18 protein-coding genes are annotated in these 15,080 nt (G+C 70.0%); 17 read left to right on the top strand and 1 reads right to left on the bottom strand.

Annotated elements, in window-relative coordinates; all coding sequences use genetic code 11:
• Window positions 1-2: 2 nt before the first annotated feature.
• From fliP to IPG05_05010, 17 genes are all read left to right on the top strand, one after another.
• Entirely contained in the window at window positions 3-1,133 is a 1,131-nt protein-coding gene (gene fliP, locus IPG05_05090) for a flagellar type III secretion system pore protein FliP (GenBank protein MBK6494459.1), read from the top strand.
• Window position 1,134: 1 nt separating this feature from the next.
• Window positions 1,135-1,404, top strand: coding sequence for a flagellar biosynthetic protein FliQ (locus IPG05_05085; GenBank protein ID MBK6494458.1), 270 nt, complete (start codon window positions 1,135-1,137; stop codon window positions 1,402-1,404).
• The gene (locus IPG05_05080) at window positions 1,401-2,399 is read left to right on the top strand and encodes a flagellar biosynthetic protein FliR (protein ID MBK6494457.1); all 999 of its coding nucleotides are present in this window, start codon (window positions 1,401-1,403) and stop codon (window positions 2,397-2,399) included. The genes IPG05_05085 and IPG05_05080 overlap by 4 nt, the downstream gene beginning before the upstream one ends.
• Entirely contained in the window at window positions 2,381-3,298 is a 918-nt protein-coding gene (locus tag IPG05_05075) for an EscU/YscU/HrcU family type III secretion system export apparatus switch protein (protein ID MBK6494456.1), read from the top strand. Before IPG05_05080 ends, IPG05_05075 begins: the two co-directional genes overlap by 19 nt.
• A gap of 161 nt (window positions 3,299-3,459) precedes the next feature.
• Complete coding sequence (gene flhA, locus IPG05_05070) at window positions 3,460-5,466, top strand: flagellar biosynthesis protein FlhA (protein ID MBK6494455.1); 2,007 nt, start codon at window positions 3,460-3,462, stop codon at window positions 5,464-5,466.
• Window positions 5,456-6,346: a hypothetical protein gene (locus tag IPG05_05065; protein ID MBK6494454.1), complete on the top strand. Its 891-nt coding sequence runs from the start codon at window positions 5,456-5,458 to the stop codon at window positions 6,344-6,346. The genes flhA and IPG05_05065 overlap by 11 nt, the downstream gene beginning before the upstream one ends.
• Window positions 6,343-7,173 carry an AAA family ATPase gene (locus IPG05_05060; protein MBK6494453.1) on the top strand — a complete coding sequence of 277 codons (831 nt, stop codon included), beginning with the start codon at window positions 6,343-6,345 and terminating at the stop codon, window positions 7,171-7,173. The genes IPG05_05065 and IPG05_05060 overlap by 4 nt, the downstream gene beginning before the upstream one ends.
• A gap of 5 nt (window positions 7,174-7,178) precedes the next feature.
• Window positions 7,179-7,943, top strand: coding sequence for a FliA/WhiG family RNA polymerase sigma factor (locus IPG05_05055; GenBank protein ID MBK6494452.1), 765 nt, complete (start codon window positions 7,179-7,181; stop codon window positions 7,941-7,943).
• 157 nt (window positions 7,944-8,100) lie between these two features.
• Complete coding sequence (locus tag IPG05_05050; GenBank protein ID MBK6494451.1) at window positions 8,101-8,787, top strand: flagellar hook basal-body protein; 687 nt, start codon at window positions 8,101-8,103, stop codon at window positions 8,785-8,787.
• 31 nt (window positions 8,788-8,818) lie between these two features.
• Window positions 8,819-9,601 carry a flagellar basal-body rod protein FlgG gene (gene flgG, locus IPG05_05045; protein ID MBK6494450.1) on the top strand — a complete coding sequence of 261 codons (783 nt, stop codon included), beginning with the start codon at window positions 8,819-8,821 and terminating at the stop codon, window positions 9,599-9,601.
• The gene (gene flgA / locus IPG05_05040) at window positions 9,585-10,250 is read left to right on the top strand and encodes a flagellar basal body P-ring formation protein FlgA (GenBank protein ID MBK6494449.1); all 666 of its coding nucleotides are present in this window, start codon (window positions 9,585-9,587) and stop codon (window positions 10,248-10,250) included. Before flgG ends, flgA begins: the two co-directional genes overlap by 17 nt.
• Window positions 10,247-10,858 carry a flagellar basal body L-ring protein FlgH gene (locus IPG05_05035; GenBank protein ID MBK6494448.1) on the top strand — a complete coding sequence of 204 codons (612 nt, stop codon included), beginning with the start codon at window positions 10,247-10,249 and terminating at the stop codon, window positions 10,856-10,858. The genes flgA and IPG05_05035 overlap by 4 nt, the downstream gene beginning before the upstream one ends.
• The gene (locus tag IPG05_05030) at window positions 10,855-11,880 is read left to right on the top strand and encodes a flagellar basal body P-ring protein FlgI (protein MBK6494447.1); all 1,026 of its coding nucleotides are present in this window, start codon (window positions 10,855-10,857) and stop codon (window positions 11,878-11,880) included. The genes IPG05_05035 and IPG05_05030 overlap by 4 nt, the downstream gene beginning before the upstream one ends.
• Window positions 11,877-12,218, top strand: a complete 342-nt coding sequence (locus IPG05_05025) for a rod-binding protein (GenBank protein ID MBK6494446.1) — start codon at window positions 11,877-11,879, stop codon at window positions 12,216-12,218. Before IPG05_05030 ends, IPG05_05025 begins: the two co-directional genes overlap by 4 nt.
• The gene (gene flgN, locus IPG05_05020; protein ID MBK6494445.1) at window positions 12,202-12,708 is read left to right on the top strand and encodes a flagellar export chaperone FlgN; all 507 of its coding nucleotides are present in this window, start codon (window positions 12,202-12,204) and stop codon (window positions 12,706-12,708) included. The genes IPG05_05025 and flgN overlap by 17 nt, the downstream gene beginning before the upstream one ends.
• Window positions 12,709-12,711: 3 nt before the next feature.
• Window positions 12,712-14,079 (top strand): flagellar hook-associated protein FlgK, encoded by a 1,368-nt coding sequence (gene flgK, locus IPG05_05015; GenBank protein MBK6494444.1) that lies wholly within the window; start codon window positions 12,712-12,714, stop codon window positions 14,077-14,079.
• Between the two features lie 3 nt (window positions 14,080-14,082).
• Window positions 14,083-14,352 (top strand): carbon storage regulator, encoded by a 270-nt coding sequence (locus IPG05_05010; GenBank protein ID MBK6494443.1) that lies wholly within the window; start codon window positions 14,083-14,085, stop codon window positions 14,350-14,352.
• On the opposite strand, the gene IPG05_05005 is transcribed toward IPG05_05010, so the two are convergent.
• Window positions 14,302-15,006: a sensor histidine kinase gene (locus IPG05_05005; protein MBK6494442.1), complete on the bottom strand. Its 705-nt coding sequence runs from the start codon at window positions 15,004-15,006 to the stop codon at window positions 14,302-14,304. The genes IPG05_05010 and IPG05_05005 overlap by 51 nt on opposite strands.
• Between the last annotated feature and the right edge of the window lie 74 nt (window positions 15,007-15,080).

The following is a 15,080-nucleotide window of genomic DNA, read 5'->3' as shown; positions in this document are numbered from 1 at the left end:
TCGTGTATAGCGCGCTCGCAGCCCTTCTCATCACCGCGGGCGTGATGGTGCTGGCCCTCAAGCTGCTGGGCCGCCTGCAAGGGGTCGCGCCGCGCGGCGAACAGAGCGGTACGCTGCAGGTGCTCGACCGCATTGCGACCGGGCCGCGTCAGGGTGTCGTGCTCCTCCGTGCGGCCGATCGCGTGCTGATTGTTGGCGTGGGCGACGGCCACACGTTGCTGGGCGAGCTGGGCCCCGAGGCCTCGGAGGCGTTGCTGGCGCGGCGCGATCGGGCTGCAGCGGCCCGCACCGACGGCTCGCCGTGGCGGGCCGCGCTGTCGCGCGTCGGGCTGGTCGCGGCGCTGGTCCTGCTCCCTGCGATGGCATCGGCCCAGACGATCACGGTGCCGCAGCCGGCCGCCACGGGACGTTCCGCGGCGACGGGGATCAAGGCACCCACCGTGAAGGCGCCGACCCCGCCGACGATGGACGTGCGGGTGGGCGACGGGAGCGAGCAGTTGCGGCTCACCGGTGCCGTCGGCGTGGTCGTGCTGATGGGCGCACTCACGCTGCTCCCCGCCGTCTTCATGCTGATGACGGGCTTCACCCGCATCCTGATCGTGCTCTCGTTCCTGCGGTCCGCGCTGGGCACGCAGGGGGCGCCACCCACGCAGCTGCTGGTGGCGATCGCGATCATCCTCACCGGCGTCGTGATGCAGCCGACGCTGACCGAGGCGAACCGCGATGCCCTGCAACCCTATCTCCGCGGCGAAATCGGGCAGGTCCAGGCCTACGAGGCGGCGATCGTCCCGATGCGCCGCTTCATGCTCGCCAACACGCGCGACAAGGATCTCGGCGTCTTCGCCGAGTTGAGCGCGGTGCCCGATTCGGTGGCCGTGGAAGACTTGCCGACCGCCACGGTGATGTCGGCTTTCGTGACCAGCGAGCTGCGCACCGCCTTCCAGATGGGCTTCATCATCTTCCTCCCCTTCCTCGTCATCGACCTGATCGTCGCGTCGGTGCTGATGAGCATGGGGATGTTCATGTTGCCGCCCGTCCTCGTCTCGCTGCCGTTCAAGCTGTTGCTGTTCGTGCTCGCCGATGGCTGGACGCTGGTCATGCAGAACCTCGTCGCCTCGTTCCGGCCAGGCTGAGATGACCCCGCTGATTGCCGCCGACCTGCTGCAGCGCTCGCTCACGGTGGTGCTCACCGTGGGCGGTCCGCTGTTGCTGGCCGCGCTGATCGTCGGCGTCGTGATCTCGCTGATGCAGGCGGTGACGCAGGTGCAGGAACAGAGCCTCACCTTCATTCCGAAGCTGGTGGTCGTCGCCGTCGTGTTCGTCGCGGCGCTCCCCTGGATGCTCCGGGCGATGGTCGAGTTCACCGTCGGCATGCTGCAGTCGTTGCCCCAGGCCGCGCGATGAACTCGCTGAACCTGGTCGACGCGCTCCAGCCGATCAACTGGCCCAACTTCGCCTTCGTCAGCGCGCGCGTCGCCGGCTTGATGACGGTCGCCCCGCTCTGGGCGATGACGGTGGTGCCGGCGCGGTTGCGCGGGTCGATTGCGGTGGTGTTGTCGCTGGCGCTCCTGCCGCTCGTGCCGCCGGTGGAGTGGCCGATCGACGGGCCGTCGCTGGTCGTGCCGCTGGTGGCGGAGTTGCTGCTGGGGCTGGCGATCGGCCTGGCCGCGGCCTGCTTCCTCTATGGCGTGGCGGTGGCCGCGGAAGTCATCTCGCTGCAGATGGGGTTGTCGCTCGGCGCTGCCATCGGCGGAATGAACAACATCGGCTCTCCCGGGATCGGGCAGCTGGAGGGGCAGTTCGTGCTCGCGGTCTATGTCGCGGTCGGCGGGCATCTCACGCTGCTCACCGGGCTCGCGCGGTCGCTGCTGGTGATCCCACCCGGCTCGGCGATCGATGTGGCCGAGGGTGGCCGCTACATGGTCGTGCTGGCGGGCGGCGTCTTCTCCACCGCGGTGCAGGTGGCGGCGCCGATGATGGTCGCGCTGCTGGTGACCAACCTCGCGCTCGCCGTGGTGAATCGGGCGGTCCCGCAGCTCAACACCATGATGGTGGCGGTGCCGGTGACGGTCGCCGTCGGCTTGATCGCGCTGGGCGCGACGCTGCCGTTGGCAACCGGCTTTGTCACCGGCTGGGCCAATGACCTCGGGCGAAGCACCGATGCCGTGGTGCAATCCTTCGTGCCGGCGTGGCCCGAGCCATGGCCGAATACCATGCCCAGCAAAAGAGTGAACTCCCCACCCAGCGCCGGCTTGAACAGGCGATGGACGAAGGACGCGTCCCGAAGAGCCAGGAGCTTTCCGCGGCGATCGTCCTCCTGTCGGGTGCCACTGCGCTCGCCGCGTTTGGCGGGAGCGCGCTGGGTGAGGGGTCCTTCAGTGTGCTCCGTCGGACCGTGACCGCGTTGTCGGGGCCGGAGATGACGGAGGCAGGGGCGGCGGCACTGTTGCGGGGCCTGACCGAGACGACGCTCACGGCGTTGCTGCCGTTCCTCGCGGCCGTGGTCGTCCCGGTGCTGGTCGTCAACGTGATCCAGGCGCGCGGCGTCCTCTCGTTCACGCCGATCACGCCGCAGCTCTCGCGCATCTCGCCGATCGCCGGCCTCGGCCGACTCCTCTCGGTGCAATCGCTCTTCGCCCTCGGCAAGGCCATGGTGAAGCTCGGCGTCATCGGTTGGGTGACGTGGGTGGCACTCTCGCGCGCCTGGCCCGAGCTGACCGGGCTCGTTGGTGCGACCGCGCCCGCGGTGCTGGCCACGACACGATCGGTCACCATCCGACTCGTGCTCTTTGCCGTCGGTGCCTTCGCTGCCGTCGCCGTGGTTGACTACCTGTTCGAGGTCTGGCGCCACCAGAAGGGGCTGCGGATGACGCGCCGCGAGATCTTCGACGAAATGCGCGAGAGCGAGGGCGACCCGATGTTGCGGAGCCGCCGCCGCTCCCTGGCGCAGAGCTTTGCGCGCCGCCGGATGCTGCAGCAGGTCAAGCAGGCCGACGTGGTGATCGTCAACCCGACCGAGATCGCCATCGCGATCCGCTACGACGGGCGCAAGTCGATTGCCCCGGTGGTGGTGGCGATGGGGCAGCGCAAGCTCGCCGAACGGATCCGTGCGATCGCCCGCGAGGCCGGCGTGCCGATCGTGCGCAACGTCCCGGTCGCCCGCGCCCTTCTTGCCGGGGCGCGCGTTGGCCAGCCGATTCCCCCGGCGCTCTACGCCGCCGTCGCCGAGGTGCTCGCGTTCGTCTACCGTGTGCGCGGACGCCTGCCGCAGCACCTGGCTGAGGTGCGCGGCCGGTGAGCGCCGTCGGCGGACTCGCCCCGATCAGCACCACCGCGGCGGAAACCTCCGGCCGCGGCGTCGGCGTGCTGCCCGCTGCGCGGAGCGGCGCCGGAGGCTCGACCGCACCCAACGTCTTCAAGCGCGCCCTCGGCACCGAGGGGTGGCTGGCGATTGGCGTGATGCTCATCGTGGCACTGCTCATCGTGCCGCTGCCCCCGATCCTGCTGGATGGGCTGCTCGCGCTGAGCATTGCCCTCTCGGTGCTGGTGCTGCTCGTGACGCTCGGCACCCGCGATCCGATCGACTTCAGCGGCTTCCCGTCACTGCTGCTCCTGTTGACGCTCTTCCGCCTTGGTTTGAACGTCAGCACGACGCGACTGATCCTGGCGGACGGGTACGCCGGCGAGGTGATCAACGCCTTCGGCAACTTCCTGATCGGCGGCAACGTCGTCGTCGGCCTGGTGATCTTCCTGATTCTCGTGGTGATCAACTTCATGGTGATCACCAAGGGCTCTGGGCGCATCGCGGAAGTCGCGGCGCGCTTCACCCTCGACGCGATGCCCGGCAAGCAGATGGCGATCGACGCCGACCTCGGTGCCGGCCTGATCGACGAGGCCGAGGCGCGGCGGCGCCGCACCGACGTGGCACGGTATGCCGACTTCTATGGCGCGATGGACGGTGCGGCGAAGTTCGTCCGCGGCGACGCCGTGGCCGGGCTCATCATCACGGCGATCAACCTCGTTGGCGGCTTCGCGATCGGGATGATGCAGCAGGGGCTCAGTGCCAGCGACGCGATCACCCGCTACAGCGGGCTGTCGATCGGCGACGGCCTCGTTTCCCAGATTCCGGCGCTGATCGTCAGCACGTCGGCCGGCATCATCACGACCTATGGCGCCTCCTCGCCTGGTGTCGGTCAGGCGCTCGGCGGCCAGCTGACGCGCAACCCGCGCGCGCTGGGCATGTCGGCCGGGGTCCTGGTGTTGCTGGCGATCTTGCCCGGCCTGCCGGCGCTGCCGTTCCTGGCCCTGGCCGGGGCGGCGGGCGCGATGGCGTGGGCTGGCCGTCGCCCGTCGAGCGTGATGGCGCCGGTGAGCACCACGCCAAGCGCGACGGTCGCGTCGGCTGTGCCGGGGACGGCACAGATGCGTGAACTGCTCCAGGTCGAGCCGATCGAGGTCGAACTCGGCTACGCCCTCATCCCGCTCGTGGATGAGGCGCAACAGGGCGACCTCCTGCCGCGGATCGGACTGCTCCGTCGGCAGCTCGCCACCGAACTCGGCATCATCGTCCCGCCGGCACGCATTCGCGACAACATCCAGCTCTCGCCGACCGAGTATGCCATCCGGTTGCGCGGCGTGCGGGTCGCCGGCGGCGAGATCATGCCGCGTTACCTGCTGGCGCTTGACGCTGGCGGTCGCGGGCTGCCGCTCGACGGCATTCGCACCACCGATCCGACCTTCGGCATTCCGGCGCTCTGGATCACGCCCGAGCGGCGCATCGAGGCGGAGGCGAGTGGCTACAGCGTGGTCGAGGCCCCGACCGTGCTGGCCACGCACCTGATGGAGACGATTCGGCGTCACGCCGGCGACATTCTTTCGCGTCAGGATGTCCGCGAGCTCGTCGACGGCCTGCGCGAAACGCACCCCGCGCTCGTGGACGACCTCATCCCCGCGAAGCTGCCGCTTGGTGCGCTGCACCGCGTGCTGCAGCGCCTGCTGCGCGAGGGACTGCCGGTTCGCGACCTCGTCACCATTCTCGAGACGCTCTCCGACGCCGCCGACCAGAGCAAGGATCCGGAAGTGCTCACCGAGCATGTGCGGCGGGCGCTCGCGAACGTGGTCGCCCAACTCTTCGCCGATCCGGACGGCACCGTGCGCGGCATCACCATCGGCCCGCGACTGGAGTCGGCGTTGATGATGCTCTTCGCCCCTCGGGCCACGCGCGATGGCCAAACGCTCGAGCCCGACCAGTTGACCGGTCTGTTGCGTGCCCTGAATGAGCTGGCCACGACCGCGCGCCGCGACGGCCGCTCGAGGCCGCTGATTACCCCGCCTGCGCTCCGCGTGGGCATCCGTCGCCTGGTTGAACCGATTCTGCCCGACCTCCCGGTGGTCTCGCTCGGCGAATTGCCGCCGCAGATGCCGGTCCAGAGTCTCGCGATGTGGGAGCTGACCCGTGCCACTTGAAACGTTTACCGGGACCCACGTCCCGTCGCTGCTGCAGCAGGCCCGTGAGCGGTTGGGCGCGGATGCCACCATCGTGGCCGTCCATCGCGAGGGTGGTCGCTTCACCGTCGTGGCCACCGACGAACCACCACCGGCTCTCCGCCCCGCGCCTGGCGCGCGCACGATGATGCCGGAACCTCGGGACTTCCGCCGCATTCTCACCGACCAGGTGAGCGATGTGCCGGCCCGTCCTGCGCCCGCCACCGCGAGCCGCCGTGCCAAGACACGCCCACGCGTGATTGCGCTCGTCGGCCCGACCGGGGCGGGGAAGACCACCACCATCGCCAAGCTGGCAACCTCGGCGGTGGCGTTCGGTGCGCAACGGGTCGGACTGCTCGGACTCGACCACTATCGCATCGGCGCCGTCGAACAGCTCGCCGCGTACGCCGAGATCGCGGGATTGCCGCTCGCCACCGCCTCGTGCGAGGCCGAGCTCGCGCCCGCGATGGCACGACTGGCCGATTGCGATGTGATCCTCATCGACACGCCGGGGCGCTCGCCCAAGCAGGGCGATGACCTCGCCACACTGCGGCGGTGGTTGCTGCACCTGGCCCCCGATGAAGTGCACGTGGTCATCCCCGCGGGGTTGATGCCGCAGTTGGTGCGTCGGATCGTGGCACAGTACGCCAGCTTCGGCGTGACGCACCTGCTCGCCACCAAGCTCGACGAGTGCCCGACCGACTCCCGCGTCTTCGACATCGCCGTCGCCGACCGGCGCCCGATCCGCTGGTGCACCGACGGTCAGGAAGTCCCCAGTGACCTCCACGCGGCCGAGCCGTGGCTCGCGCCGGCAGCGGCGCGGTTGGCCGAACGCCAGTTGCGCACGCAGGAGGTCGCATGAACGATCAGGCCGCCGCCCTGCGCGAAGCGCGCCGCGATCCGATCCGCTTCCCGCTCCCTGCGGGCGGGGGCGACGCGCCCGCGGTGGTCGTGGGCAGCGGCAAGGGCGGCGTCGGCAAGTCGATCGCTGCGGTTTCCTTTGCCGCGTCGCTCGCCGAGGCGGGGCACCGCGTGCTGCTGGTGGATGGCGACCAGAACCTTGGCAACCTCCACGTCCTGCTCGGTGTGCGCCCCACGCTGACACCCGAGGCGCTCCTGCATGAGTCGCTCGCGCCCTCGGACATTGTCCTCCCGGTGGCCGAGCGCCTCTTCCTGATGCCCGCCGATTCGGGCACCGACGCCGTGCAGCGCCTCGGCCCGACCGATCGGGCGCGACTCCAGCGGCGGGTGAGCGGGATCTACGCCGACTACGATGCCGTCATCGTCGACGCCGCGGCGGGACTCGACAGTGCGCTGCGCTGTGTCGCACTTCACGCGACGCGCCTCGTGGTGATGACGATGCCGGAAGCGACGGCCCTGACCGACGCGTATGCGTTGATCAAGGTGGTGCACGGGCAGTTGCCGCGATTGCCGGTCGATATCGTGGTGAACCGCCTGCACGAACCGCACGAAGGAGAAATGGCGTTCGACAAGCTGCGTGCCGCCGCGGCCCGCTTCCTCGGCCGCCCGATCGAGTACCTCGGCGGCGTCCCGGAAGATCGGGAGATGCGCGCCCTGGCCGCCGATCCGGCGCGGCTCCTCCGCCCGAGTCAGGGGACGGCCGCCCAGCGCGCCTTCGCCGGCCTGGCGACACAGCTGATGTCGCGTGCCGCGATGTCGGCGGCCTGATCCACATGACCACGCCCAGCGAGTACCTCTGGCAACGCTGGCGTGACGAGCACGATGCATCGGCGCGCGCGGAGCTGTTGTCACAGCATCTCGGGCTCGTGCATCACGTGGTCCGGCAGATCGCGGCCCGGGTCGGTGACGCGGTGGCGTACGACGATCTGATCGGGGCGGGCACGCTCGGGTTGGTGCAGGCCTTCGAAGGCTTCGATGCCACCAAGGGTGCGGCCTTCAGCACCTATGCCACCACGCGGATCCGCGGCGCGGTCCTCGACGAACTTCGCGCCGCCGACTGGCGTCCGCGCTCGGTGCGCACTCGGGTGCGCGAGCTGCACGCTGCCGCGGACGCACTCGCGCGCACGCTCGGGCGCCCGGCGACGCCCGACGAGGTCGCGACGGCGCTGCAGATCGATGTCCCGACCTACTGGCGCTGGCATGCCGATGGCGAGACCACCACGATGATCCCGATCGACGCGCCGGTTCCCTCGAGCGAGCGCGGCAACGTCACGCTCGGGGAGATGATCCCCGACGCCGATGGGCCGGCTCCCGATGCGCCGCTGGAGGAAGAGGAGTCGAAGCGTGTCCTCCGCGAGGCGATCGCCGGGCTCCCCGAACAGCAGCGCACCGTGCTGACGCTCTGCTACTTCGAGGAACTCACGCTGCGGCAGATCGCCGAGGTGCTCCACGTCACCGAATCGCGGATCTCGCAGGTGCGGACGGCCGCGCTCAAGCGGCTCCGCGACCTGCTCACCGCCGACGGATTCGCGCTATGAGCCGGCGGCGGAACGGCACGACTTGCCGGACGGATCTGCCGCACCACCGGCGCGGGCTGATGGGGTTGGTGCAAGCTGTTGTTGGCAAAGGAGTTACGGACGCTTCCCGCGCGGCACATCGCTTGCACCTTCAGGGCCTGCATCTCTTGGAGGCTCCATGACCTTGCCTGCGATCGTCACCTCGGCACGTACCCTCGGCTACTACACCCGGCTGCAGGAAGTGACCGCCAACAATCTCGCCAACGTCTCGAGCGACGCCTACAAGGGCGACCGCATCACGGCGCAGGCGCTCGCCGGTGACACCTCCCCGACGGCGGTGCATACCCTCGATCTCCGTCAGGGGACGCTCCGGGAGACCGGCCGCGGCCTCGACGTCGGCCTTGAGGGTGATGGCTTCCTCGTCGTACGGACCGCCCAGGGCGAGCGGCTCACCCGTGGCGGGTCGTTGGAGATCTCCCGCGAGGGCTTCCTCGTCGATCGCCACGGCGACCTCCTCCTCGGCGAGGATGGACCGCTGCATGTCGCCGGCAAGGAACTCGTCCTCGAGGCCGATGGCACGGTGCTGGTGGATGGGGCCCGCGCCGGGCGCCTCCGCTTCGAGACGGTGGCCAGCCCGACGGCGCTGTTGAAGGAGGGCGAAGGCCGCTTCCGCACGACCGCCGCGACGATTGGCGCGGCCGGGCTGCAATTGCGGCAGCGCTCGCTCGAGGAGGCGAATGTCTCCCCACTGCTCGGCACGGTCGACTTGATCATGATCCAGCGCGCCTACGCGGCCAACACCGAGGCGCTGCGCACGATGGATGGCGTCCTCGGCACGGTCACTGGCGACATCGGCCGCGTCTGATGCGGCGACACATGGCACACGGAGACTTCACATGAATCCCGGCATGCGCACCTCGGCGAGCGGCATGATCGCCCAGCAGAAGATGGTGGACGTGATCGCCAACAACCTGGCCAACGTCAACACGACCGGTTTCAAGCGGAGTCGCGCGGCGTTCGAGGATGTCCTCTACGAAACGGTCCAGGGTCCCCGCTCGCCCAACGGCGAGGCGGTGATCAGCGCGATGCAGATCGGCCACGGCGTCCGGCTCGCCGCCGTCACGCGCATCGATGGGCAGGGTGGCCCCGAGATGACGGGGCGTCCGCTCGACCTCACCATCGAGGGCGAGGGCTTCTTCCAGGTCGAGACCGCCGATGGCGGCATCGCCTACACGCGCGACGGCTCCTTCACGCTCTCCGAGAGCGGCCAGCTGCTCACGCAGGGTGGCTACGCGCTCGTCCCCGGCATCGTGATTCCGCCCGATGCGACGGTGGTGACGATCAGCGGCAACGGCATGGTGTCGGTGTCGGTCGGCAAGGATGCCCAGACGGTCGAACTCGGGCGCATCGAGCTGGCGCGCTTCGCCAACACCACCGGCCTGTTGAGCGCCGGCGGCAACCTCTACACCGAATCGTCCGCCTCCGGCGCCCCGATGACCGGCATGCCCGACGAGAATGGCTTCGGCCGGATCCTGCAGGGATCGCTCGAGTCGAGCAATGTCGAAGTGGTGCAGGAGATGACCGACATGATCGCGGCCCAGCGCGCGTACGAAATCAACGCCCGCGCGATTCGCGCGGCCGAAGACATGATGCGCTCGATCGATGACCTCATTCGCTAGCCTGGCGCTCCTCGCGCAGCTTGCGGCGACGACGCCAGCGCCCGCGGTTCCCGCGGCGCTGGCGACGCGCGTGCAGGCCGCAGTCGCCGAGCAGTGGCAGCTGGCGCCCTCGGCGGTTCAGCTCGCCTGGGGCGCGCTGCCCGCGTGGCGAGCGAGCGACCTCGAGGCGCCGCTGCGCCTCGGCACCATCGGGCGCGATGGCTGGCTGGTGGTCACGCTGGAACCGAGTGGCGCCGCACCGCGTGCGGTGCGGGTGCGCGCCGGAGCCGCCGCCCCGTTGCCGGTGGCCGCGCGCGCGCTCACGGCTGGTGTCACCCTCACGGCCGCGGATATCCGATGGGAGTCGCCGGTGCAGTGGGGTCCGCCGGAGGCGACCGCGTCGCTGGTCGATGTCGGCTGGGAAGTGCGCCGGACGTTGCGCGCGGGCGAGGCGCTCCGCGGCGTGGCCGTGGCGGCGCCCACCGGGGTGGCCAGCGGTGCGCCGCTCCGCATTGTCTGGGCGCGGAATGGCGTCGAGATCGAGATGGACGCGGTGGCGTTGACGGCCGCCCGTGTTGGCGAAAAGGTGCAGGCTCGCACGACCACCGGACGCGTGATGGCGCGGATGACCGCGCCCGGGATCGCCCGGATTGAAGGAGGAGAACGATGAACACTCATCGCGCGCTGGCGGTTGCGATGCTCGTGATGGCCGGCCCACTGGCCGCGCAGACGCCCGTTACCCCAGCCAATACGGACAGCGTCCGGCCGTCGGCGCCACCGCCGGGCGGCCGCCGGCTGGGCTGGACCTCCGACCGACGTCCGCTCCGCGTCGGCGATCTGCTGACCGTCATTGTCGACGAGCAGACCTCCGCGAGCGAACGGGTGATCACCAGGGCCAAGACCGATCGCAGTCAGAAGGGCACCATCGACGCCAACGCCGCGCCGGTCGACCTCCAATCGGTCGGCATCGGCTACAAGTCGGAGTCGGACCAGACCGGGCAGCGCAACCGCACCGGTGACCTGGCGGCGATGTTGACGGTGCGGGTCACCGGGATCGAGCCGAGCGGAGTGCTCCGGGTCGATGGTGGCAAGTTGGTGACCGTTGATGGTCGCAAGCAGGAGGTGCGACTCGGCGGTCTGGTGCGTCCCGAAGACGTCACCGCCGGGAATGCGGTGCTCTCGTCCAGGATCGCCGACGCCTCGATCAGCTACAAGGGGAAGAACATCGATCCGAAGACTGGCCTCTTCGGCAAGATCCTCGGGTTGCTGTGGCCGTGAGATACGCCCTCGCAGCCGCGTTGTTGCTGGCCCCGCTGGCGCTCGGCGCGCAGGTCCGTGTCGGCGATCTCACCACGCGCACCGGCGAAGTGCCGGTGCGCATTGTGGGCTATGGGTTGGTCGTTGGTCTCGACGGCAGCGGCGATCGCTCCTTCGGCACCTCGTCCGGCTCGGTGCAGACGGTGCGGTCGGTCGTCAACCTCCTCCGACGCTTCAACATCGAAGTGCCGCCCGAGCGGCTCCGGCTGCGCAACGTGGCCGCGGTGCTGGTGACGGCGGAGATCTCGCCCTTCCTGCGGCCGGGCGGACGCTTCGAGGTGCAGGTCGCCTCCCTCGGTGACGCCACCTCCCTTCGCGGGGGCGTCCTCTGGATGACGCCACTCGTTTCGGACCCCGATCAGGCGCCGATCGCCACGGCCCAGGGCGCGATGCCGGTGCAGGCCGATGATCGTGGCCGCTGGGGCAATCGTGGCGCCTCAAGTGGCCGGATTGTCGACGGCGGGCTGCTCGAACTGGCCCTCCCGGCGGTCGCGGCCGTGACCGAGCCTCGCCTTCTCCTCCGGACCCCGGACTATCCGCTGGCGGCCAAGGTGGCGGCGGCGGTCAACGCCGTCTTCGGCGACAGCACGGCCCGGGTGGAAGATCCGGGCTCGATCCGGCTCAGGGCTCCGGCCGGAGCGACCGATAACCTTCCGGCATTCCTCGCCTCGGTCGACACCGTCCCGGTGACGGTCCCGATGGTGGCTCGGATCATCATCGACGCCCGGAGCGGGGTCGTGGTCGCGGGGGGCGATGTCCGTGTCGGGCCGGCGGTTGTCTCGCTCAAGGGGATCACCGTGCGGGTCGGCGATGCACCGCCAGCCACCCCGACGCAGGGTGTGGTGGCTGTGGGGCCGCAGGCGACGGTGCGGGACATCGCGGTCGGTCTGCAGTCGATCGGTGCCGCACCGGCCGACGTGGCCGCGGTCTTTGACGGCCTCCGCGCCGCCGGCGCGATCACGGCGATGGTGGTGGTCCGATGAGCAGCATCGGTGCCGTGCCGGGACAAGGTCCGACGCCGCCGAGTGCACGCGACCGATTGGAGCAGCAGGCGCAGGCGTTGGAGTCGGTGTTCTACGCGCAGCTCTTTCAGGCGATGCGCCAGTCGGTGCCGAGCGAGGGCGGGTTGCTCGAGCAGTCGACGGGTGAACAGATGTTCACCGGCATGCTCGACGAACAGGTGGCGCGGTTTGCCGCCGAGCGCAGTGACAGCGGACTGGCCGCTGCGATGACGAAGCAGTTGGGTCGCAACCTCCCACCGGAGGACGCGGCGGTGACCGCGGCTCCGGCCGCAGGGAGCGGGAATGTCCGACGTGGGTGAAGCGGCGCCGTTGCGCGCTGCGCAGATCATCGCGGCGATCCAGGCCGAAGAGCGGCTCCTCTCGGAGTTGCGTGGCGCGCTGGAGCGTCAGCGTGCCGGCATCGCCGAGGACGACACCGCCGCCATCGATGCAGCGACCCATGCCGTTTCGCGGTCCGTGTTGACGCTCGACGAAGCCCGTCGTCGGCGCGAGCAGCTGGTCCAGCTGGTCAGCGGCGGCGAGTCGGTCGGGCTTGACGGAATCGATCGCTTCATCGGCGAAGTCCCCGGCCTCCGCGAGGCGCGCCGCGCGGTCCGCCGGGCTGCCGAGGCGGCCGTGAGCGAGCTGGCGATGAACCAGGCGATCCTCCGGAGTGCGATGCGGACAGGCGATGCGTACCTGCAGTCGCTATTTTCGTCGGTGAGCGGGCCCGCCTCGCACTACCTGCCCCAGGAGGGGCTGGTCGACTCGCCCACCCCCAGCGGCGTCGTTCTCGACGCGCAGGCCTGAGCCATGTCGCTTGCCTCGATTCTGTCGATTGCCCGGTCCGCCCTCGTCACGCAGCAACGTGCGATCGATGTCACCGGCCACAACATCGCCAACGCCACGACGCCGGGGTACACCCGCCAGCGCCTGGAGATTGTTGCCGAGACGCCGTTCCGCACCCCGAAGGGCACCGTGGGGCGCGGCGTCACCGACGCCGGCGTCTTCGCCAATCGCAACGTCTTTCTCGACGCCACCGTGCGCCGGGAGCAGGGCAACCTTGGCCGGTCGGACACGCTGCGTGACATGCTCGGCCAGGTCGAGGCCGTCTTCGGCGAGCCGTCGGACACCGGGCTCGGCGCGACCCTCGATGCCTTCTTCAGCGCCTTCAGTGACCTCGCCAACGATCCCTCCTCGCTCGCAGCGCGGAGCGTGGTCCGGCAGGCCGGCAGTTCGCTGATTCAGCAGGTCGGACTGATCTCGGGTCGGCTCACCGACCTCGCGACCGACACGACCACGCGGACCCAGGACGCGGTCAGTCAGGTCAACGCGCTCGCCACGCAGATCGGCGAATTGAATCGCGACATCGTCGTGCAGGGCGGGCCGAACAAGACCGCGCCTGATCTCGAGGATCGCCGCGGCCAGTTGATCGACGAGTTGTCGAACCTGATCCAGGTGCGGGTGATCGATCATGCCGATGGTTCGGTGGGCGTCATCACCGGCGACACCCTGCTCGTGGACGGCAAGTTCGCGCAGCAGCTCGAAGTCCGTCCGCTGGTTGGCGGCGGCGTCGGCGTCGGCGTCATCGGCAGCGCGCGCCTGATCGATCCGGTCGGCGGGACATTGGCGGCGCTCACCGCATTGGGGCAGCAGGCGGTTCCGAGCATTCGCGCCGAGCTCGACCGCTTGGTCGCCGGCGTGGTGGGGGCGGTCAACACGGTCCATGCGGGTGGCACGACGCTGGGTGGGCTCACCGGCATCAACTTCTTCGACCCAGCCGGTGTGACGGCGGGCACGATGCGGTTGTCGACCGATGTCGCCGCCTCGGTGTCCAATGTCGTCGCCGGTACGACCTCGGCAGCGGGCGACAACCGCGTCGCCCTCGCGTTGGCCGGCCTGCGCAACGCCGGCATCCCGTCGCTCAACAGCAGCACGCCGGGCGAGTTCTACACCGCGCTGGTGACCACGGTCGGCACGCTGGTGCGGGATGCCGAGCGCGACGCTGAGGTCGCCAGCACGCTGGCCGACTCCGCCTCCTCGCGCCGCTCATCGGAAACCGGCGTGTCGACCGACGAAGAGATGGTGAAGTTGATCGTCCAGCAGCAGGCCTACGCCGCGGCGACGCGTCTGGTGACCACGGCCAATGAAATGATGGACGACCTGTTGCGGATGGTCTGAGCGATGCTGGTCCTCAACCGGCGGCCGGGTGAGGCGATCATCCTCGATGGGGGGATCCGGGTCGTGGTGCTCTCGTGCGACAAGCGGGGAGCGCGCCTCGGCATCGAGGCGCCCGCGACGACGGGGATTCTGCGCGAGGAGTTGGTGAAGCAGGTGGCATCCGAAAATCTGCGCGCGGCCAGCGCCGGCGATCACACGGCGGCCTGGGCCGCCCAACTGCCGCTACGCGCGCCGAGCGGTGAGGCTGGCAGCGGCACGCCGCCAGAGCGGTAACCGGAAGGCGAGCACCGCGCCGGCGGTCGCATCGGCCTCCAATTGCAGGTCCCCCCCATGACGACGGATGAGATCACGCGCCACCGGTAGTCCGATGCCGTGCGCGTTCGCCGCGTTCGCCCCACTCACGAAGAGCTCGAAGACGCGATCGCCATCGCGCAGCACCTCGGGAATCCCTGGGCCCGTGTCGGCGACGCGCACGACCACGGCATCGCCTTCGACGGCGCCAGACACCACGATCTCCCCGCCCCCCTGCGTCCGCACCGCCTCGATCGCATTCTCCAGCACGGCGTACATCGCCTCGGCCACATCGCCGGCAATGCCGATCGCGGGCGGCAGGGTGCGCGGCACTTCGGTGCGCAACGTGATCGGCGTCGGGCCGATTGCACGGCGCGCCAGCCGGACGGCCACCTCGGTGACGTCCGCGACCGACAGCGGCGTGATCCGTTGCCGTTCGGTGAGCGCGAACGCCTCGAGCAGCGAGACCTCGGCGAGCAACGCGTCCCGCAAGCGCGCGCACGCCTGGTCATGGGCCCTGAGCCCTTCGGGACCCCGCGATGCCGTCAGCTCGACCACGTCGACGACCTGCGCGAGGTCGCGCAGCGCGTGCGCAACGCTCCGCGCGATCGCCTCACCGAGGCGTTCGCGATGCACGCTGCGGAGGAGTTCAAGGTCGGTCGCGGAAGTGCTGTTGGAGAACGGCGCCAGAGAGCGGTCCTCGGGGAGTG

The organism is Gemmatimonadota bacterium, from assembly GCA_016704275.1.
Classification (GTDB): Bacteria; Gemmatimonadota; Gemmatimonadetes; order Gemmatimonadales; family GWC2-71-9; genus Palsa-1233.
The sequence above is the reverse complement of the archived record's forward strand: the minus strand, read 5'-3'. Positions and strand labels throughout refer to the sequence as shown.